The organism is Cryobacterium breve, from assembly GCF_004402375.1.
GTDB lineage: Bacteria > Actinomycetota > Actinomycetes > Actinomycetales > Microbacteriaceae > Cryobacterium > Cryobacterium breve.
In genome coordinates this window covers 568,784-588,769 of sequence record NZ_SOGJ01000023.1, presented here as the reverse complement: position 1 = coordinate 588,769, position 19,986 = coordinate 568,784, and the positions used below count along the sequence as shown (strand labels likewise).

At 69.1% G+C, this 19,986-nt stretch carries 19 protein-coding genes and 1 pseudogene; 6 read left to right on the top strand and 14 right to left on the bottom strand.

Features of this window, described 5'->3' with window-relative positions; genetic code table 11:
* Positions 1-85: 85 nt before the first annotated feature.
* The 6 genes from E3O65_RS12800 to E3O65_RS12775 are packed head-to-tail and all read right to left on the bottom strand — an operon-like array spanning position 86 to position 4,343.
* Positions 86-325 carry a MoaD/ThiS family protein gene (locus E3O65_RS12800; protein WP_134364067.1) on the bottom strand — a complete coding sequence of 80 codons (240 nt, stop codon included), beginning with the start codon at positions 323-325 and terminating at the stop codon, positions 86-88.
* The gene (locus tag E3O65_RS12795; protein WP_174722310.1) at positions 325-612 is read right to left on the bottom strand and encodes a DUF6457 domain-containing protein; all 288 of its coding nucleotides are present in this window, start codon (positions 610-612) and stop codon (positions 325-327) included. Before E3O65_RS12795 ends, E3O65_RS12800 begins: the two co-directional genes overlap by 1 nt.
* Complete coding sequence (gene mobA, locus E3O65_RS12790; RefSeq protein ID WP_134364066.1) at positions 609-1,283, bottom strand: molybdenum cofactor guanylyltransferase; 675 nt, start codon at positions 1,281-1,283, stop codon at positions 609-611. The genes E3O65_RS12795 and mobA overlap by 4 nt, the downstream gene beginning before the upstream one ends.
* A gap of 2 nt (positions 1,284-1,285) precedes the next feature.
* Positions 1,286-1,783: a cyclic pyranopterin monophosphate synthase MoaC gene (gene moaC, locus E3O65_RS12785; RefSeq protein WP_241985745.1), complete on the bottom strand. Its 498-nt coding sequence runs from the start codon at positions 1,781-1,783 to the stop codon at positions 1,286-1,288.
* Positions 1,780-3,111 carry a molybdopterin molybdotransferase MoeA gene (locus E3O65_RS12780; RefSeq protein WP_134364065.1) on the bottom strand — a complete coding sequence of 444 codons (1,332 nt, stop codon included), beginning with the start codon at positions 3,109-3,111 and terminating at the stop codon, positions 1,780-1,782. The genes moaC and E3O65_RS12780 overlap by 4 nt, the downstream gene beginning before the upstream one ends.
* Before the next feature lie 2 nt (positions 3,112-3,113).
* Positions 3,114-4,343: a ThiF family adenylyltransferase gene (locus E3O65_RS12775; protein ID WP_134364064.1), complete on the bottom strand. Its 1,230-nt coding sequence runs from the start codon at positions 4,341-4,343 to the stop codon at positions 3,114-3,116.
* 185 nt (positions 4,344-4,528) lie between these two features.
* Here E3O65_RS12775 and fdhA point away from each other — a divergent pair, with 185 nt between their 5' ends.
* The 3 genes from fdhA to fdhD all read left to right on the top strand — a co-directional run bounded on the left by fdhA (position 4,529) and on the right by fdhD (position 7,782).
* On the top strand, positions 4,529-5,743 hold the full coding sequence (fdhA, locus tag E3O65_RS12770) for a formaldehyde dehydrogenase, glutathione-independent (RefSeq protein WP_134364063.1): 1,215 nt from the start codon (positions 4,529-4,531) through the stop codon (positions 5,741-5,743).
* Positions 5,744-5,886: 143 nt separating this feature from the next.
* The gene (gene moaA, locus E3O65_RS12765) at positions 5,887-6,915 is read left to right on the top strand and encodes a GTP 3',8-cyclase MoaA (protein WP_134364062.1); all 1,029 of its coding nucleotides are present in this window, start codon (positions 5,887-5,889) and stop codon (positions 6,913-6,915) included.
* Between the two features lie 6 nt (positions 6,916-6,921).
* Complete coding sequence (fdhD, locus tag E3O65_RS12760; RefSeq protein ID WP_134364061.1) at positions 6,922-7,782, top strand: formate dehydrogenase accessory sulfurtransferase FdhD; 861 nt, start codon at positions 6,922-6,924, stop codon at positions 7,780-7,782.
* On the opposite strand, the gene E3O65_RS17235 is transcribed toward fdhD, so the two are convergent.
* Positions 7,779-9,149 (bottom strand): phosphatase PAP2 family protein, encoded by a 1,371-nt coding sequence (locus E3O65_RS17235; RefSeq protein ID WP_241985744.1) that lies wholly within the window; start codon positions 9,147-9,149, stop codon positions 7,779-7,781. The two genes, fdhD and E3O65_RS17235, sit on opposite strands and share 4 nt — an antisense overlap.
* A gap of 16 nt (positions 9,150-9,165) precedes the next feature.
* Positions 9,166-11,481, bottom strand: coding sequence for an FdhF/YdeP family oxidoreductase (locus tag E3O65_RS12750; protein ID WP_134364060.1), 2,316 nt, complete (start codon positions 11,479-11,481; stop codon positions 9,166-9,168).
* 92 nt (positions 11,482-11,573) lie between these two features.
* Between E3O65_RS12750 and E3O65_RS12745 the strand changes: the two genes are divergently transcribed.
* Together E3O65_RS12745 and E3O65_RS12740 are read left to right on the top strand one after the other, a co-directional pair.
* A complete protein-coding gene (locus E3O65_RS12745) occupies positions 11,574-13,844 on the top strand; it encodes a glycosyltransferase (RefSeq protein WP_134364059.1) in 2,271 nt (756 codons plus the stop codon).
* A complete protein-coding gene (locus E3O65_RS12740; protein WP_134364058.1) occupies positions 13,844-15,160 on the top strand; it encodes a glycosyltransferase in 1,317 nt (438 codons plus the stop codon). The genes E3O65_RS12745 and E3O65_RS12740 overlap by 1 nt, the downstream gene beginning before the upstream one ends.
* 9 nt (positions 15,161-15,169) lie before the next feature.
* Here the strand turns inward: E3O65_RS12740 and E3O65_RS12735 are convergent, their stop codons facing one another.
* From E3O65_RS12735 to E3O65_RS12720, 4 genes are all read right to left on the bottom strand, one after another.
* Positions 15,170-15,742 carry a DUF2017 family protein gene (locus tag E3O65_RS12735; protein ID WP_241985750.1) on the bottom strand — a complete coding sequence of 191 codons (573 nt, stop codon included), beginning with the start codon at positions 15,740-15,742 and terminating at the stop codon, positions 15,170-15,172.
* Complete coding sequence (clpS, locus tag E3O65_RS16975) at positions 15,742-16,026, bottom strand: ATP-dependent Clp protease adapter ClpS (RefSeq protein WP_241985743.1); 285 nt, start codon at positions 16,024-16,026, stop codon at positions 15,742-15,744. Before clpS ends, E3O65_RS12735 begins: the two co-directional genes overlap by 1 nt.
* 50 nt (positions 16,027-16,076) lie before the next feature.
* On the bottom strand, positions 16,077-16,766 hold the full coding sequence (locus tag E3O65_RS12725) for a YoaK family protein (protein ID WP_338419190.1): 690 nt from the start codon (positions 16,764-16,766) through the stop codon (positions 16,077-16,079).
* Between the two features lie 126 nt (positions 16,767-16,892).
* The gene (locus tag E3O65_RS12720) at positions 16,893-17,516 is read right to left on the bottom strand and encodes a nucleotidyltransferase family protein (RefSeq protein WP_134364055.1); all 624 of its coding nucleotides are present in this window, start codon (positions 17,514-17,516) and stop codon (positions 16,893-16,895) included.
* 18 nt (positions 17,517-17,534) lie between these two features.
* On the opposite strand from E3O65_RS12720, the gene E3O65_RS17230 reads away from it, so the two are divergent.
* A complete protein-coding gene (locus E3O65_RS17230; RefSeq protein ID WP_241988664.1) occupies positions 17,535-17,717 on the top strand; it encodes a hypothetical protein in 183 nt (60 codons plus the stop codon).
* Positions 17,718-17,787: 70 nt separating this feature from the next.
* On the opposite strand, the pseudogene E3O65_RS17440 reads toward E3O65_RS17230, so the two are convergent.
* Positions 17,788-17,853: pseudogene (locus E3O65_RS17440) on the bottom strand (HNH endonuclease); the annotation flags it as partial.
* 619 nt (positions 17,854-18,472) lie between these two features.
* Positions 18,473-19,894: an amidohydrolase family protein gene (locus E3O65_RS12710; protein WP_134364053.1), complete on the bottom strand. Its 1,422-nt coding sequence runs from the start codon at positions 19,892-19,894 to the stop codon at positions 18,473-18,475.
* Positions 19,895-19,986: the final 92 nt, after the last annotated feature.

Here is a 19,986-nt window from a genome sequence, read left to right as displayed (position 1 = left end):
CGACAACGCGCGAACGCCGTGAAAAATGAATCGGCCTGATTCGATCGGGGACCGCCGGTCTCAGCCGATGTTCAGCCGGAGGGGATCAGCCGCCGGCGAAGGGCGGCAGCACGTCGACGGTGTCGCTGCCGGAGAGCGGCACGGCGTCATCCGTCGCCCGCGTTCCGTTCACGAGCAGGGAGCAGCGACCCAGGATGCGCTCGAACTCGGCGCCGTAGCGGGCGGAGAGCTGGCCGCGCAGGTCGCCGATCGTGGCCGCGTCGAACGTGGCTGTCTCGAGGGCGGCGGCTTCGGCCGCCCCGGCGAAGAATCGGATGGCGGCCATCAGCGGTCCGCTTCCGAGTGCTCCGTGGGCCAGGCGAGGGCCAGCCGGGTGGCGAGAGCGCTCGCGGCCTCGATGTCGGCGGTCGTGCCGCCGTTGCGGGCCGCGGCAAGCCCGACCAGGAAGGTGCTCAGCGGCGCAGCGGGCCGGGCCACATTGTGGGCCACGTCGCGGGCCACGTCGAGCAGGGTGCTGACAGGCACGTCGGCGGGATCGAGGCCGAGACCGTCGGCCAATGCCACCAGCCAGTCGTCGAGTGCCTCGGGCGGAAGCGGGGCTGAGGTGCTCATTCGGTATCACTCCTCGGGGGATAGCTCCGCGGTGGGGTGCTGGTCAGCAGTGCGGAACTCCTCTCCACATCCTGCCATGTGTCCACGTCTGTGCCGGCGCCTTCGGCGTCGTTGACGCCGCGCAGCGCGAGTGGTGCGAGCAGCGCGCGCATGCTCGCGCCGTGCGAGTCGGCACCGAGACGCTGGGCGGCCGAACGCAGGGGCTCCGGCCGATAGATCCCAGCGAGCCACTGCGCGCGGCCGCCCTCATCGACCAGGTGCAGGCCGTCAACGGATGCCGGCAGCCCCGGGTCGGTCGCCGCCGGCACCAGCAGACGGGCGGCATCCGCTGCCCACGGAAGGTCGCAGGCAAGCACGAGAACCCAGCCGGCCGGTGCGTCGTCGGCGGAGGCGCGCGCGAGCGCCGCGAGGCCCGCCACGATTCCGGCGACCGGACCGCCGAACGGCGGGTCCTCGAGCGTCCAGATCGGCTTGCCCGAGTCACCGTGCGGAACGGCCGCCTTGGCTTCCTCCGGCCCGACCACGACGACGTGCCTGGTGAGGCTCCGGGCGTCCAGCACTCGAGACAGCAGGGTGCGGCCGGCCACCTCGACCGCGGGTTTGACCGCCCCGTCCAGCCGCCGGGCTCGGCCGCCGGCCACGACGATCAGATCGATCGGGTCGACGGTCATGGCTACGCGTCTGGGCGGTGCCAGTCGCCGGACTTGCCGCCCGTCTTGGTGATCAGGCGCACGTTCTCAATCCAAACGGACTTATCGAGGCCCTTCACCATGTCGACGACGGCCAGGGCTGCCACCGACACGGCGGTCAGCGCTTCCATCTCGACACCCGTGCGGTCGGCCGTGCGCACGGTGGCCGTGACGCGCACGCCGGTGTCTTCGATCACGAGATCGACGGCGGCGCCGTGCACGCCGATCACATGCGCGAGGGGGAGCAGATCGGCGCATTTCTTGGCCCCCTGGATCCCGGCGATCCGCGCCACGGCCAGCACATCGCCCTTGGGGGTGCTGCCGTCACGGAGGGCGGCGATGACCGTCGGGCCGCAGGCCACGAACCCGGCGGCTGTGGCGCTGCGCACTGTGGGCAGCTTCTCGGTGACGTCGACCATACGGGCCTGGCCGGCGGAATCGAGGTGCGTGAAGGGGTGTGCGGTCATGTCGCGTGCGCTCATGTCAACAGCATGACAGTGACCCGGTCGCCCTCGGCAATCCGGGTCACGTTCTCCGGCACGACGGCCAGCCCGACGGCCTGAGCAAGCCCGGCCACGAGGTGGGATCCCGACCCGCCCGCGGCGGCCCGGCGCACGACGGTGCGCGTGCCTTCACCGTGGAGGATCACGGGCATGTACTGGGCGCGACCGGGAGGGGAGTTCCAGCTCTCCGCGGAGGTCGCCGAGATCGTGGTGCGGAGAAGTTCCGTGTGGCCGCCGAGCCGGCGCAGGGCGGGCCGCACGAACACCTCGAACGACACGAAGGCGCTGACCGGGTTGCCCGGAAGGGCGAAAATGAGCGGCCCGTCGGCTGCCGGTGCATCAGCGGCAGCCGGCCACCGGCCGAAGCCCTGGGGTTTGCCCGGTTGCATCTTCACTGGCCCGAACCGAACGGTTCCGAGCGGGGCGAGCACAGCCTTGACCACGTCGTAGGCCCCGACGCTCACCCCACCGGAGAGCACGATGGCGTCGACCGTTCCGGCCAGGCCGGCCAGGAGGCTGCGGAGCGTGTTCTCATCGTCGGCAACCGCGCCGAGCCGGATGGGAACACCGCCCGCGGCGGCGACGGCCGATGCGAGGAGATATGAGTTCGAGTCGGGGATCTGGCCGCGCCGAGTGGGCTCGCCGGGGGTCACGAGCTCACTTCCGGTGGAGATCACGGCCACTCGCGGCGCTGGATGCGCCAATAGCGACGACGTGCCGGCGCTGGCCGCGGCCGCCACCCGGGTCGGCCAGAGCACCGAGCCGCGGGCGAGCACGGTGTCGCCCGCATGGGCATCCTCGCCGGAGCGACGGATGTGCGCGGCCGGCACCGGCGCCCGCACGATGGTGACCGTGCTGGTGCCCTGATCGGTGTCCTCGATCGGCACCACGGCATCCGCCCCGTCGGGGATCGGCGCCCCCGTCATGATCCGGGCCACCTGCCCGGACGCCAGGTGCGGGTTCTGACTGGTGCCGGCCGCAAGGTCTGCGATCACCGGCAGCGTGACCGGATGATCCGGAGCGGCTCCCAGCAGGTCGGCGCGCAACACGGCGTAGCCGTCCATGGCGGAGTTGTCGAAGGGGGGAGTGTCCGTTTTGCTCCGCACGTCGTCGGCGAGCACGAGGCCGAGGGCGGCGTCGAGCGAAACCAGGACTGGCGGCAGCGGGTCGACCGCGGCGAGCACGAAGGCGAGCTGGTCGGCCACGCTGCGGGCGTAGACGGGAACGAAGCAGCCGGCCGCGTCGCCCCCGGCCGCCCCGCGTTGGTCCGTGTGCTCGTGCTCCTGCTCGTGCGCGCTCCCCGTCATGGTCACATCCTCGCTGCGGTCGTCGACGCGCCGGTGACGGCGTCACCGTGCCATTTGCGACCCACTCCGGGAGCGGTGCCGGCTACGACGGCGGCGTCCCAGGCCACCATGCCGCCGTCGAGCAGGGTGAGCCCGGTGAAACCGGCGGCGGTGAGAGCCCGTGCGGCGTGCTCGGCCCGCGGGCCCACGTGGCAGTGCAGCACCAGCGGCACGTCCCGCGGCAGCGTGGCCATCCCGGCCTCGGTGAGCAGGTCGCCCAGGGGCAGCAGGACGGCATCCGGGATGGCGCTCTCGGTATGCTCGTCGGGCTCGCGCACGTCGACGACCACGAACGGATCTGTGCCGTCTGCGCGGGCGGCGAGGCGCGCCACGAGGTCCACCGGGGTGAGCGACTGCCATGCCTGTGTCGGCGGTGCGGCCAGGGTCGCGGCCGGGTTCGGGTCCGTGGCGGCGATGCCGGTGCCGATCAGGGGCACCTCGGTGAACCGCCCCGAGAGGGCGTCGATCACGAGGATGCGCCCGATCAGCGGGGTGCCGATTCCGGCGATGAGCTTGATCGCTTCGGTGGCCATCAGCGAACCGACCTGGCCGCAAAGCGCGCCGAGCACGCCGGCTTCGGCGCAGTTGGGCACCTCGCCCTCGGCGGGCGGGGTCGGGAACAGATCACGCAGGTGAACCCCCCGCACGCCGCTCCCGGCGGGAGGGGTGGCCCAGAACACCGACAGCTGCGCGTCGAAACGCAGAACGGATGCCCACACCAGCGGCAGGCCGAGGGCCGCGCACGTGTCGTTGACCAGAAACCGGGTGGGGAAGTTGTCCGTGCCGTCGATGACCACGTCGTAGCCGCCGAGGATCGCGGCGGCATTGCCGGCATCGAGGCGTTCGGCGTGCTGCACGACCACGGCTTCGGGTGCGATCGCGGCGATCGACTCAGCGGCGCTGACCACCTTGGGCCGACCGACATCCGCCTGCCCGTGCACGATCTGGCGCTGCAGGTTGCTTGGCTCCACGTCGTCGCTGTCGACGATGCCGATCGTTCCGACGCCTGCCGCGGCCAGGTAGACCAGGGCGGGGGAGCCCAGACCGCCGGCGCCGAGCACGAGCACCCGGGCATTGGCGAGGCGGCGCTGACCGAGCTCGTTGAGTTGGGGCAGGCGGCGTTGGCGTGCGGTGCGAACGGATTCTGCGCCGCTGAGGCGGTCGACGGGCTCGACGAGAGGGGGAATGGCCATGGCTACCACGCTAGGCGCTGATGGGGTCCGGCGGGTACCCATCCCGGTCTACCCCTTGAATTCCCAGCCGGAATGTAGTCCAGTGGGAGGGCATCACGGAACCAACTAGAGAAAATCCATGCAGTCTCGCGCGACCTGCTCGGCCGCGCTTTGAGGAACGCAATCAGGAACTAGGAAGGTATTTCATGACAGGGAACAGGGCAGTTGCCTACAAGAGCCCGGGCGTCGTCGAGGTCATCGACATCGACTACCCGACATTCGAACTGAAGGACGGCCCGGGGGTGAACCCGGCGAACGTGGGCCGCAAGGTGCCGCACGGGGTCATCCTCAAAACCGTGACGACCAATATCTGCGGCTCGGACCAGCACATGGTCCGCGGGCGCACGACCGCGCCGATGGACTTGGTGCTGGGCCATGAGATCACCGGCGAGGTGGTCGAATGCGGGCCCGACGTCGAGTTCATCAAGGTCGGCGACATCGTCTCCGTGCCGTTCAACATCTCCTGCGGCCGGTGTCGCAACTGCAAGGAGCGCAAGACCGGGATCTGCCTCAACGTCAACCCCGACCGGCCGGGCAGCGCCTACGGCTACGTCGACATGGGCGGATGGGTGGGCGGCCAGGCGGAGTACGTGCTGGTGCCGTACGCGGACTGGAACCTACTGAAGTTCCCGGACCGCGATCAGGCGCTGGAGAAGATCATGGACCTCACCATGCTCTCCGACATCTTCCCGACCGGCTTCCACGGAGCGGTCAGCGCGGGCGTCGGGGTGGGGTCGACGGTGTACGTCGCCGGAGCCGGCCCGGTGGGGCTGGCCGCAGCGGCATCCGCCCAGCTGCTCGGGGCGGCCGTCGTCATCGTCGCCGATCTGAACGAGGAGCGGCTGGCCCAGGCCCGCAGCTTCGGCTGCGAGACGATCGACCTGAGGCAGGGCGAACCGCAAGACCAGATCGAGCAAATCCTGGGGGTACCCACGGTCGACTGCGGTGTCGACGCGGTCGGCTTCGAGGCCAGGGGCCACGGTAAGGACGCCGGTCAGGAGCGCCCGGCCACGGTGCTGAACTCCCTGATGACGGTCACGGCCGCCGGTGGTGGCCTGGGCATCCCGGGGCTCTACGTCACGGGTGACCCGGGAGGGGTGGACGAAGCGGCCAAGGTCGGATCGCTGTCCATCCGGCTGGGTCTCGGCTGGGCCAAATCCCTCTCCTTCACCACAGGTCAGTGCCCGGTGATGAAGTACAACCGTGAGCTGATGATGGCGATCCTGCACGACAAGGTGCAGATCGCCCAGGCCGTCAACGCCCAGGCGATCAGCCTGGAGGATGCCCCGCGCGGGTACGCCGAGTTCGACGCCGGCAAGTCGGTCAAGTACGTGCTGAACCCGAACGATTTCGTCAAGTAGCCACGTTTCACGAGCACTGTGACCATCATCAGCGCACCCGGCCGGCGGTTTGCCCCGGCCGGGTGCGCTGTTCTCTCGGGGACCGGCATTTGTCACCGTCCCCTGGGACCTTTGCCGCACAGGGCGGCGGTTAGTGTGGAGAGATGATTGATCAGTTCCAACGCCCGCTGCACGATCTGCGCATCTCGGTCACCGACCGCTGCAACTTTCGTTGTGTCTACTGCATGCCCAAAGAGGTGTTCGGCAAGGACTTCGCGTTCATGGAACGCGATGAGCTGCTCTCGTTCGAGGAGATCACCCGTTTGGCGCGGATCAGCGTGGCTCACGGGGTGGAGAAGATCCGCCTCACCGGCGGCGAGCCGCTGCTGCGTAAAGGCATCGAGGAACTCGTGGCGATGCTCGCCGCGCTCCATACCCCCGACGGCCGCCCGATCGACATCGCGATGACCACGAACGGTTCGGTGCTGGCGCTCAAGGCGCAGGCGCTGAAGGATGCGGGGCTCAAACGCGTCACGGTGTCGTTGGACTCGCTCGACGACGCCACGTTCCAGGCCATGAACGACGTGAAGTTCCCGGTCGCGAAAGTGCTGACCAGCCTCGACGTGGCCCACTCCGTGGGGCTCGGTCCGATCAAGATCAACATGGTGCTCAAGCGCGGGCAGAACGACAAGGATGTGGTGGCCATGGCGCGCCACTTCAAGGGCACCCCGTACATCCTCCGGTTCATCGAATACATGGATGTGGGCTCGAGCAACGGCTGGGAGATGGCGGACGTGGTGCCCTCGAATGAGGTTGTGGCCCGCATCAACGCCGAACTGCCGCTGGTCGAGGTGACCCCCAATTACAACGGCGAGACCAGCCGACGATGGCGCTACCGCGACGGCGGCGGCGAGATCGGCGTCATTTCCAGCGTCACGCAGTCGTTCTGCCACTCCTGTTCACGGGCGAGGGTCTCCACCGACGGCAAATTGTTCACGTGCCTGTTCGCGACCGAGGGGCACGACCTGCGCGCCCTGATGCGCGGCGGCTGCACCGATGAGCAGCTGGCTGCGGTGATGAAGCAGATCTGGCGTGAGCGCACGGACCGCTACTCGGAGTTGCGCAGCGCTGAGACCGGCCGGCTGCGGGCATCCGGTAAGAAAAGAATCGAAATGTCGTACATCGGTGGGTGAATCCAGATGAGCAGAATCACGGCCAGTCGCAAGGTCGTGCGCCTGACGGTGGGCAGCCAGCCCACCACGCGCGAAGACGTGCTGGCGGTCGAAGAGCCGCTCGAGATCCGTGTAAACGGCCGCTCCCTCGCCGTCACGATGCGCACCCCCGGGAACGACTACGACCTGGCCGCCGGGTTCCTGGTGTCGGAGGGCGTCATCACCCGGGGCGAGCACTTCTTCACGGCCCGATATTGCGCCGGAGCCACGGTCGACGGGGAGAACACCTACAACGTGCTCGACGTGTCGCTCGCACCCGGCGTCACACCGCCCGACCCGAGTCTGGAACGGTCGTTCCTGACGACCAGTTCCTGCGGGCTCTGCGGCAAGGCGAGCATCGACGCCGTGCGCACAAAGTCGGCGTTCCCGGTGCTGGACGACCCCTTGCGGGTCGACGCGGCACTCTTGACGACCTTCCCCGAGGCCCTGCGCGCCGCCCAGGCCGTGTTCGAGAAGACCGGCGGCATCCATGCGGCCGCCCTCTTCGACGGCGCCACCGGGCGGATGCTGGTGCTACGCGAAGACGTCGGCCGCCACAACGCGGTCGACAAGGTCATCGGCTGGGCGCTGAAGGAAGACCTGCTGCCCCTCACCGGGACGGTGCTGATGGTGTCGAGCCGGGCGAGTTTCGAGCTGGCGCAGAAGGCGCTGATGGCCGGGATCCCCGTGCTCGCCGCCGTGTCGGCGCCGTCATCACTGGCCGCCGATTTCGCCGACGAGGTGGGCATGACGGTGGTTGGATTCCTGCGCGGCGACTCCATGGTGATCTACGCCGGGGCTGAACGCATCGAGAGCGACGTGCGGACGCAGCAGAGCGTCTCCGGCTAGTCGCGCACCGCGGGTTCGACCACCCGCACGGTGCGCCAGGTGTCGACGGCGATCACGCAGCCCAGGACCACGAGGGAGATCGAAACGGAGGCGAGGGCATCCGTGGTCCAGTGGTAGCCGAGGTACAGGCGGCTGAGGGCCGCCAGCACGATACCGACCACGGCGATGCCGAGGCCGAGTGCGGTGGCCCGCCCACGGAGACGACGTGAGAGCACGAGGTAGGCGGTCACCAGCAGGAAGTCGGACGCGCCCAGCACGTGGCCGGACGGGAAGGAGTGTGTGAGGTCCGTGCCGTAGAGCATCAGGTCGGTCGGCGGTCGCTCGCGGTCGATCGCGCGGCCGATGATCTGAGCCAGCAGCACGCCGGTCGCCATGGCCCCGGCTAGCAGCAGCGGGCGCCAGGCCTGCCGGGTGATCAGTCCCCAGCCCACGCACACGACCAGCACGATCAGGGGGAGCGCGATCGGCCCGAACACGACCGCCAGCACGATCATCACAGTTGTCAGAACGGGGGAGCGGCTCTCCAGCAGCCACTCCTGCACGGGGACGTCGATCGCGGTGATGCCGCGCTCGCCGAGCACGCTCAGCAGGGTGACCGTGAAGAAGACGGCACCGGAACCCACGCAGGCGATCGCGGTGTCGCGAAGGATGCGGTGGGAACCGGCATCCAGTCCCCGCGTCTCCACGACGTACCGGTGGTAGAACGTGCGCCACGGATGCGACGCGCGGCTCCGTCGGCGTTCGGCGTCGAGTCGTGCGGCCAGGGGAACCCAGAGCACCACCGCGATGCCGACCACCAGCAGCGCCGCACCGATGGAGTCGGTCAGCCAGTGCGCGCCCAGATAGGTGCGGCTTTGCATCATCGTGACCGTGTACAGCGCCCCGGCCAGCCAGACCCACCAGAACGGGAAGAGCACCCCCAGGATCATCGCCAGCGTCGTCGCATTGGCGACGTGCCCGGAGGGGAACGACCCGAAATCAACGTTGACCAACAGGTCTTCGAGGCCTGTTGGGCGGGCCCGGCCGAAGAGCCCCTTGAGCAGGCGCACGGAGACATCGGAGACCACGGTCACCAGAAATGCGTACCCCGCGGCCCAGGGACGTTTAATGAACAGGAGCAGGCCGACGAGCAGGACCGGCACGACGACGGAGGCGAAGAGGCCGCCGCCCAGGGTGTTCATCACGAGGGCGAGGGAGTCCCACGCCGGTGCCCGGTTGGCGGACACCAGTATCATCCACTCCGTGTCCAGGACGAACGGCCTGCCGTTGCGGGCGATGATCACGCCCAGCCCCACCGCGAGCGCCACGGCCGCCAGGCCGCTGAACAGCGGCCACCGGCGGGTGACGCGCTTTGCCCCCTCACCCATGATCAGCTCGGCGTGCTCAGCTCGGCGACGCAGCGTGCGCTGCCTCGTGGGCGATGAATCGCACCGACATGGCCTTGTAGCCGGGGGTGTTCGACTCCCGGGCCACCAGCTCGCGGTGCATCAAGGCGTTCGCCTCCGGGAAGTACGCCGCGGCGCAGCCCCGCGGGGTGGGGTAGACCACCAGGCGGAACTCGTTGGCGCGGCGTTCCTCGCCCTGGAAGGTGCTGATCACGTCCACCATGTCGCGGTCCGAGAAGCCCAGCTCGGTGGCATCGTCCTGGTGGATCAGGATGACCCGGCGTCCGCCGGAGATGCCGCGGTAGCGGTCGTCCAGCCCGTAGAACGTGGTGTTGTACTGGTCGTGGCTGCGCATAGTCTGCAGGATCAGGTGACCGGCCGGCGGGGTGAGGTACTCCAGCGGGCTGACCGTGAACCGGGCTCGGCCGATGTCGGTGGCGAAGCTGCGGGTGTCCCGCGGCGGGTTGGGCAGCACGAAACCGTTCTTGGTCTTGAGTCGGGTGTTGAAGTCGGAGAACCCCGGGAGCACGCGCGAGATCCGGTCACGGATGACGTCGTAGTCGTCGGCCATGGCCTTCCAGTCGATCACGTGGTCGTCGCCGAGCGTGGCGCTCGCCATGCGGGCGACGATGACCGGCTCGGCGAGCAGATGTTCGGAGACCGGCTCCAGGCGCCCCTGCGTGGTGCGCACGACCGACATGGAATCCTCGACCGAGAGAACCTGGCGGCCGCCCGAATGCTTGTCGTCCGTGTCGGTGCGCCCGAGCGTGGGCAGGATCAGCGAGATCTTGCCGTGCATCACGTGTGAGCGGTTGGGCTTGGTCGACACGTGCACCGTCAGGCCGACGCGTTGCATCGCGGCCTCGAGGGCCTCAGTGTCGGAGCAGGCCAGAGCGAAGTTGCCGCCCATCGAGACGAACACGTCGACGTCGTCGTTCTCGAACGCTTCCACGGTGTCGACGGAGTCGAGGCCGTGCTTGCGGGGGGACTCGATGCCGAATTCCGTGTCGAGGGCGGCGAGCAGCGGCTCTTTGGGTTTCTCCCACACGCCCATCGTGCGGTCACCCTGCACATTGGAGTGGCCGCGCACCGGGCAGGCACCCGCGCCCGGCTTGCCGAAGTTCCCCTGCAGCAGGAGCAGATTGATGATCTCCTTGAGCGTGTTGACCGAGTGCGGCTGTTGGGTGAGGCCGAGGGCCCAGCAGATGATGGTGGCTTTGGAATCGATCATCATCTGCGCCACGGTGGAGATCTCCAGCGGGGTGAGCCCCGTGGCCTTCTCGGTCTCGGCCCAGTCGATGCTCTTGCGGGCTGCCCGGTACTCGTCGAGTCCCTGCGTGTTCGCGGCGACGAACTCGGCATCGACGACGGAGCCGGGAACGCGCTCCTCCTCTTCGAGCAGCAGGTGGCCGAGCGCCTGGAACAGGGCCAGGTCGCCGCCGACCTTGATCTGCAGATACTCGTTCGCGAGTGCAGTACCGTCGCCGATCACGCCGGAGACGGACTGCGGGTCCTTGAAATTGAACAGCCCGGCCTCGGGCAGTGGGTTGACGGCGACGATCCTGCCCCCGTTGTCCTTACACTCCTTGAGGGCCGAGAGCATCCGCGGGTGGTTGGTGCCCGGGTTCTGGCCGACGACCAGGATCAGCTCGGCCTGGTGGATGTCCTCGAGCGAGACGGTGCCCTTGCCGATCCCGATCGTGGCGTTCATCGCGGAGCCCGAGGATTCGTGGCACATGTTCGAACAGTCCGGAAGGTTGTTCGTGCCGATCGATCGGGCGAACAGCTGGTAGAGGAAGGCCGATTCGTTGGCCGTGCGGCCCGAGGTGTAGAACACGGTGCGGTCGGGAACGGTGGCCCTGATCTGCTCGCCGATGAGCTCGAACGCGTCGTTCCAGGAAATCTGGGAGTAGTGCGTGTCGCCGGGGCGGATGACCACCGGATGCGTGATGCGGCCCTGGTTGCCGAGCCAGTACTCGGTCTTGGTGGCCAGCTCCTCGATCGAGTGTTCGGCCCAGAACGCCGGGGTCACCGTGCGCGTGGTGCTTTCCTCGGCGACGGCCTTGGCGCCGTTCTCGCAGAACTCCGCCGTCTTGCGGTGTCCTTGCGACTCCGGCCACGCGCACCCGGGGCAGTCGGTGCCGTCGCGCTGGTTGAGGCGCAGCAGTGCCTTCGCTGTGCGGGGGACCCCGGCCTGCGCGAAGCCGCGATCAAGCGCCACCAGAACGGCCTCCAGCCCGGCCGCAGACTTCTTCGGCTTCTTGACGACCAGATTGTCTTCGTTGATGTCCTCGATCGGAGCGCGTCGTGTCATACCTCCATCCTGCTCCCTTCAGCCGGGCGTTCCGACATCGGCGCCGTGTATGTTCGGATCGAATTGCTTGAACCACAGACAAAGGGAGCACCGTGGGAACTCACACGACGCTGGACACGATGCGGCAGACCCGTTCGATCCTGGACGGCATCCGCTGCGCCGATGACCTGACGATCGCAGCGAGCCGGGACGGCGGCGTGCGCGCCGTGCGCCTGCTCGCCCAGGCGGCAACCGACCCCGGTGACCAGTTGACCGCGATCGCGGCCATCCACTCTCTGGGCCAGGTGTTCGACGAGTCCGCCGACGACGTGCTCGTGTTGCTACTCACTCACGACTCGCGCTTCATCCGTGAGCACGCGGCCTGGGCCTTCGGGGCTCGGCTGCCCCGGTTCGAGGCGCTCTCCGGGCTGCTCAGCATGGTCGCAGATGGCGGCTTCTCCGGGATGATCGCCCAGCGCACCCTCGAGCAGTGGAGCTCGTCGGTGCCGGATCACGTTGCCCTGGCCATCGAGGGTGCCCTGATCGGCGTGCGGGAGTGCGGCGCCCGCGCCCGGCTGGTGGAGACGATGGGAATCATTCCCGGTCGCATCCCCGAACGGCTGCTGCGCCGGGTGGCCGTCGACGAGGCCGAGGCGGTGGAGGTGCGGGCGGCCGCGATCGCGGCCCTCGGCGACCTCGGGCCGAACGAAGCCAGCATCCGAATCGTGGGCGACCTGGCGCAGGAGACCGGCGTGCTCGCCGATGTGGCCCACCTGGCCCTGATCGACCTGACCGTGCCTACCTACCCGCGCCCGCCGTGGAGCCAGGGGCTCACGGTGGCCCAGCTCTTCCTGCACGCCGATATCGACCGTGAGCTCAGCCAGGTGGGGGCCGGGGACAACGGTGGCATCGCCACGCTGCTGGTGCGGCTCGGCGACGCGCTCGTTGCCGGCGCTGCCGGTGGCGCTGCCAGTTCCGGTGCCGGTGCCGGTGCCAATTTCGGTGCTGGTGCCGGTGCCGGTGCCGGTGGTAGCGGCGCGGTCGAGCGCGTGCTGACCCTCTCCCGGGGCAGCTTCGCCGGCGCGCTGACCTGCCTGCCCGAGGTCGGATCCACCCTCGCGGGGCACGCCTTCGCGACCGTGCCCTTCCTCGGTGATCCGGTGGCGTCGGTCGACGCCTGGCCGCGGCGCATTGCGACGCAGCGGGGCATCCGTCGCATTCTCCGTGCCGCCGGAACGGTCGACGCGATCCACCTGCGGATGGCCGACATCGGCACTCTCGCCGCCTCCACGGTCGCCCGCGATCTCGACATCCCGATCGTGTTCACGGTGGCGCCCGACCCGCACAGCGTCATCCACTCCCTGGACAACTCGGGGGCGCTCACCCGGCAGAACTTCGGCACGGTCGACGAGACCGAACACTTCTGGTTCCGGGCCCGGCTCGTGCAGCGGCTGGCCGCGGATGCCGCGCACACTGTGCTCTTCCCCCGCCCCGACCTGCAGCGCGACATGCGCGACCTCGTGGGAATCGACATCGAGCAGCACCCGGAACGCCACTCTGTGATTGCGGAGGGCATCGACCTGGCCGTGATCGAGCGGTCGCTGGCGGATGCGCGCGCGTCGGCCGACGCCGTGTCGCCCGAGTCGCCGGTGTCTGCGACGGAAATCAGTGCGACGGGCGCTGTGGCGCTGGCCGAACTCGACGCCCTGCTCGCCACACTTCCGCCGAGCCGGCGCGGTCTGCCGCTCGCCATCACGGTGGGCCGCCTGCACCGCGTTAAGGGCATGGCGGCTCTGGTTCACGCCTGGGCCGCGGATGCCGGCCTGCGCGCCCGTTGCAACTTGGTCATCCTCGGCGGCGACCTGTTGACCCCCTCCCTCGACGAGAAGAGCCAGCTCGACCAGATGGCGGCGGCCGTCGACCTCAACGACGCCGCGGGCGAGGGGCTGCTGCTCGCGGGGCACCGCACCAATGACACCGTGGCGCACTGGCTCGCCGCGGCCCGCTTCGGGCGGCCCGGTCTGGCGGCCCCTTTCGGCGCATATGTCTGCGCGAGCATGAAGGAAGAATTCGGCATCGCCTTGCTTGAGGCTATGGCGACCGGTCTCACGGTCGTCGCGCCGAATTCAGGGGGACCGGCCACCTACGTGGAGCACGGAGTGACGGGCTTCCTCGTCAACACGGGCAATCGGGCGGCCCTCGCCGAGGGGATCAGCGCCGCCCTCGAACTGGCCTCAGGGCCCCGCGGGCCCGAATATGCCGATCGTTCCGGGGAGATGGTGGCACGCTCCTTCACCATCCAGGCCATGGCGAACACCCTGACCCGGGTCTACCGTGATGTCGCCAACGCAAACGAGACCAGCGCGTGGAAGGTGAGCGTCTGATGACCCTGTTGATCATCAGCCCGGACTATGCGTCGCACCTGTTCCCGCTGGCCACCCTCGGCACCGCCTGGCTGGAAGCGGGGGAGCGCGTCGTCGTGGCCAGCGGCCCTGCCACGGCAGACATCGTCGCCGCATTCGGATTCGAGCGGGTCAACCTGCAGCTGGGCCGGGGTTCCAACCCCGGCACGATCCGGGCGGAGGACCAGCCTTCGGGTGAGGACGACGCCCTCCGTGGCTTCTTCGACGCCACCCGGCTCGGAATGGTCGAGACCCTCACCTTCCAGGCCGAGGCCCGCAGCAGCGATCTGCTCTGGAACCCGGTGGAGGTAGCCCGCGCGGTGCAGCAGGTCGTGGCCGAGGTCCAACCCGATTTCGTGATCGTCGATCACCTTGCCTTCAGTGCGCGGCTCGCCCTGATCAGTGCCGGCGTCCGCCACGCCGATGTGGTGCTCGGCCACCCGTCGGCGCTGCCGGTGGGCGACGAGGTCTACGGCTACCCGCCCGAGTGGCCGATTGCGTTCGCGCCCGCTGAGGAGGACCTGGCCGCCCTGATGAGTATCTGCCAGAACGTGCGCGATTCCTTCACCGCCCAGTGGAACGCCGCCCTGCGGGTTCTGGACCCGGCCGCCCCGCCGAGCACGGATGCCTTCATGGAGTCCGGGGACATCCTGCTGCTCAATTACCCGGCGGAACTGCACGACGCCGCTCGCGGGGAATTGCTGCCGCGGCACGCCTTCCTCGGCTCGGCGGTGCGCGACGAGGCCGCCGACGCCGACGTCGACCGATGGCTGGCCGTGAACAGCGACCGTCCCGTCGTCTACGTCAGCTTCGGCAGCTTCCTGTCGGTGCGCGGGGACGTTCTGGGCCGGGTCGCCGAGGCTCTGCGCGGACTCGACGTGCGGGTCGCCATCGCCACCGGGGCCACCGATCCGGCCGAACTGGGCCCGATCCCGGACTCCTGGCTGGTGCGCGGGTTCTTGCCGCAGGTGACCGTGCTGCAGGGTTCCGCGCTGGCGGTCTCGCACGGCGGCAACAACAGCGTCACCGAGGCGATGACCCACGGGGTACCGCTGCTGCTGCTGCCATTCTCCACAGACCAGTTCGCGGGGGCGGCCGCGGTCGAGTCGGCCGGCTTCGGTCTGTCGCTCGCGCCGAACACGGCTACGGTCGACGAACTGCGCGAGGCTATGGCCGGCCTGCTCGCCCTCGACGGGGAAGTCCGGCGGAGCCTGGACCTGCTGGGCGCATCACTGCAGGGCGGAGCCGGGCCGAAGCGAGCCTATGCGGCGCTTCTGGCGGAGCCGGTCGAGTTGTAGGGTGCCGGATCAGACGTCGATCGCGTAGACCAGGGACTCCTGCACCATGCCGAACCAGTCGTAGACGTCGTGCAGGAACGGCGCCTCGTCGTCGCTCAGTTGGGGCACCCCGTCGGGCCCGATCTCGAGGCGCTCGGCGAGCGTGAGGCGCAGGTCGGTGAGCGTGCGCAGCCAGGACTGAACGTCGGTTGGGTCGAGCGCGATGGTCACGGGCTGCGCGGCGGCAGCGGACGCGGCGGCGCTCAGTTCGGCGTCTCCGGGCTCTTCGGCGATCTCGTCGAGCGGTTCCTCGCCGAGGGTGGCGAGCACGCACCGAGCGTTCCGCACCTTGCGCCCGAGCAGGTCGTCGGACGTGAACCGGCGGAACTCCGCGGCAGCTTCCGGGTCGTCGGTGTAGGCATCCGGAAGCAGCCGGCGCAGGGTCTGGTTGTCGGCTGTGCCGAGCGCGTTGGTTCCCGCGGCTTCGAGCAGGTCGATCAGCTGACTTGCGGCCAGGCGCATCAGGCCGATCTCCACCGGTTCGAACTGGGCGGTCACGCTGCCGGCGCTCTCGCCGCCCGCGGTCGAATACTCGAACTGCATCACGCGTCGGCCTTGGCAAGGGTGGCCCACAGCCCGTAGCCGTGCATGGCTTCGACGTGGCGTTCCATGGACTCCCGGTTGCCGGTGGCGACGACGGCCTTGCCGTTGTTGTGCACCTGCAGCATGAGGCGTTCGGCCTGCTCGGCGGAGACACCGAAGTAGCTGCGGAACACGTAGGAGACGTAGGACATCAGGTTGACCGGGTCGTCCCAGACGATGGTGATCCAGGGACGATCGAGGGACACGGCGTTCCGCAGATCGAGTCGTTCGTCAGTCTTCGGCACGGGATAAGCCTCACACGGAGCCGGGACAAATCCAACCGGGGTGTGCCGGATCAGGGCGCGTGGTGCGGTCGCCCGGCCGCGTGGCCGATGGCGGTGACCATGAGGGTGATCACGGCCGACAGGGCCACACCCCAAGCGATGTTCAGCGTCAGCAGCAAGGCTCCCACACCGGCACCCACCAGGATGAGCACGATCGCGGCCAGCCTGCGTAACCAGGGCTGGCCCGTGCCTCCGCCGAGCCGGGAGTCCGCCGCGAAGCCCGTGATGGTCGAGGTCACGACGACCGTCGTGACATCTTTCACACCGATATGACGGGCCACGGATGCCTGCAGCCCCATCACGGCTGCCAGCGAACCGGTGATCGCGAGGTCGAACGGCTCGGGCGGCACGCCGCCGCCCGTGAAGAGCGCGAGCGCCAGCGCCAGCATGATCAGGCCCTGGGCGCCGAACAGGACGGTGGTGTGGGTGGTCCAGCCGATGGCGACCGGGCGCAGCACGCGTCCGCCCACGGCGGCACCGAGCATGAAGGTGAACAGGGCGAGAAGGGGGCCGGCCACGGGGAGTCCGGGGGCGCCGGCGATGGCCATGCCGAGGATGACGACGTTGCCGGTCATGTTGCCGGTGAAGACCTTGTCGAGGCCGAGGTAACCCACGGCATCCGCCACGCCCGTGGAAAAGGTGAGCGCCAGCATCAGACCCAGGTGCAGGTTTGCGGGGTGGCGGCGGAGGATCTCGAGCACGGGGGTCCTAACGGAGAGCGCGACTGCGGGCTGCCGACCCGGTTGCCGGGCACGTGGGTCCATGATTCCACGATCACCGGTCGCTTCAGCGCAGGACTGGGCTTTCTCCTCGGGTTTCAGCGCCGCTCAGTCCCGCGTATCGACGTCGAGCCCGGTCTCGAGGTCGGTGCAATCGACTAGCCGAGGTTCGTGACTACGCAGGTATGGTCGTGCGCCGGTGTCGCCGGTGGCGGAGCCGATGAGCTCGGCCCAGTGCGCTCGCCCGATCACCACGGGATGGCCAGGGCGTGCGTCGAACTCTGCCTGCCGAAGTGTGTGCGGGCCGACCTCCCACGTGCCGGTGCCCGTCCCATCTGGCAATGTGCCGATCAGACGTGCGACCGTGCTCCTCCGCAGTCCCGGGACGTCGACGGGCACTATAGCCACGGCGATCGGAGCCGAAGGGAGGGCGGTGGCCTGCCGGAGGCCCGCCCGCAGCGATGCGGAGAGTCCCTCGGCCCAGTCGTCGGCCTGCGCCACGACGACCGATGGGATGAGGCCGAAATCGTCGAGCAGAGCTCGGGCTTCCGCGGCCTGGGCGCCGAGCACGACGATCACGGGTGAACAGCCGGCATCCGTGAGGGTGCCGATCGTGCGCACCAGCCAGAGGGTGCCGTCGTCGCCCTGGGCGAGCGCCTTGGGCATCCCGTAGCGGGATCCGGCGCCGGCCGCGAGCACGAGGCCGGCGATCGGCGCGAGAAAGGTGGGCATGCCTGCCATAGTAGGGCGGTGCGGGTCACCGGTGACCGACTTCGGGGACTCATGCTGACGGTGGTCGAGCCGGTCGAGCCGGTCGAGCAGGTCGAGCAGGTCGTGATCCAGGTCGAGATGCAGGCCCTGCGGGAGCTCCGGCCCGGTGTTCGCCCGCGGGCTGCCAGGTTTGAGTGGGGTCGTAGCAGGAAGGTGCCTTGATTCGGGGTTTGCCCCGGATCATGCGGATCTCCCACCCTGAGGTGTCGATGCTGTGGTGGTGGTGGTGCAGGCAGAGCAGGACTCCGTTGCCGGTGTCGGTCTTTCCGCCGCGGTGCCAGGGGATGACGTGGTGCACGTCGCATCAGGCCGCTGGCACGGTGCAGCCGGGGATGGCGCAGCCGGCGTAGCGGGCGGCGATGGCGCAGCGCTGGGCCCGGAGGACGGCCACTGAACGGCTCAACCACCGAACGGCTCAACCACCGAACGGCTCAACCACCGAACGGCTCAACCACCGAACGGCGCAACCACCGGACGGAGCAACCACCGGGAGATCGCGCGGTCGGCTCGGAGCATCCGGGGCACGTTACTGAGGAGAAATTCGGGACATGCCGGGATCACTGGCACAAATGACGGCGTGTCGCGAAAAACTCCGCAGTTAGCGACGGTCACGGATGCCGCGGCTCGGGTTCAGTCGATGGCTCAACCGCCGGACGGCTCAACCACCGGATGGCTCAACCACCGAACGGCTCAACCCCCGGAAGATCGCGCGGTCGGCTCGGAGCATCCGGGGCACGTTACTGAGGAGAAATTCGGGACACGCCGGGATGACTGACACAAGAGACGGCGTGTCGCGAAAAACTCCGCAGTTAGCGACGGTCACGGATGCCGCGGCTCGGGTTCAGTCGATGGCTCAACCCCCGGATGGCTCAACCCCCGGATGGCTCAACCCCCGGATGGCTCAACCCCCGGATGGCTCAACCACCGGTGGGGGCGAGCACCCGGCGGCCGCGCACGAAGACCCCGGCGATCGCCGGCTGACGAAGGGCGAGAAGCAGCGCGAAGAGGGTCTGGTCGGTGGCCATCTCCTCGTTGTCGGCGCGGATGCCGCGCTCGAGCACAGTGGCAAGAGGTTCCCAGCGGTCCGGATCGATCAGCAGGAAGTCGGCATCCTTGCCCACGTCGAAGTTGCCGTACCGGTCCTCCATGTCGAGGGCGCGCGCCCCGGCCAGGGTTCCGGTGAACAGCAGGGCGGCCGGGTCCAGCGACAGGCCGGCTGCTCCGGGCTCGGAGAGGTGCACCTTGAAACAGTCGTTGAGCACCCGGGAGACGAGCCACTCGTCGCCCGCGCCCACATCGGACCCGATCGCCACAGTCACTCCGAACGATGTCGTGCGCAACCACGGCATGGTGCCCGACCCAAGGAACTGCTGCGACGTGGGGCAGTGCGCCACACTCGTGCCCGTTTCGGCCAGGCGGGCCAGCTCGCTGTCTTCGCAGTGCACGGCGTGGGCCAGGATGCTGCGCCGCCCCAGCAGGGTCGACCCGCCCCGCGCCGACCCCGGCAGGAACCGGCCGTCGTAGGTGTCGAGGTAGGTATCGACCTGGTAGACCGACTTGACTGCGTCGATCTCGCCCGTGCCGGGCCGGTTGTTCTCGTTCAGGTGGCTGTGGAAGTAGACCCCCTGGCCGCGCACCGAGTCGTACAGCTCGCCGAGTCCGGCCAGGGTCGTGGGGGTGACCGACAGGCTGAACCGCGGGACCACCGCCACCTGGAGCAGCGCGGTGGCCGGGTCGCCGGTGTCCACCGCGTGCCAGCGGGCGATCTCATCCGTCACCAGCTCGAGAGCCGCGGCCTCGCTGGTGAGCAGCGCCTGCGAGGGCTCGGAACCGACGGTCTGGATGCCGCGCCCGCTGACCAGGCGCAGCCCGGCCCGCTGCGATTCCTCGAAGAGGGCGTCCTGCGCGTGCGGGAACGCGGAGCCGAAGACCAAGGCGCTGGTCGTGCCGGCGGCCACGCGGCGGCGGGTGAAGTCCCGGGCGATCTGCTCGCCGAACTCGGGGTTGGACAGGCGCGCCTCGGCCGGGAAGACGCAGTTGTCCAACCACTCGAGCAGCTGGCCGCCGCCGTAGGCGTCCGTGGAATAGGTCTGCGGGAAATGCAGGTGCGTGTCGACGAAGCCGGGCAGGATGAAGCCTCCCCGGTTGTCGGTGACCGGCAGGGCCGCGTAGGCGGCAGGGAGGTCGACGAACGTCCCGACCCACGCGATCCGGCCGGTGTCGGTGGTCACGAGAGCGCCGTCGGGCAGTGAGACGAGGTGACGGTGCGCGGCGGCCACGGTGGGGGAGCCGGCAATGTGGAAGATGTGGCCGCGGTAGACCCGGCTGGACGGTGTCACGTGAGGGCCCGTTCTCTGTTCGTCGTTCTCATCCACTGGACTCGTTTCCACCGGACTCGTTCAGTGTATTGGGGGTCGTAACGCTCAATCAC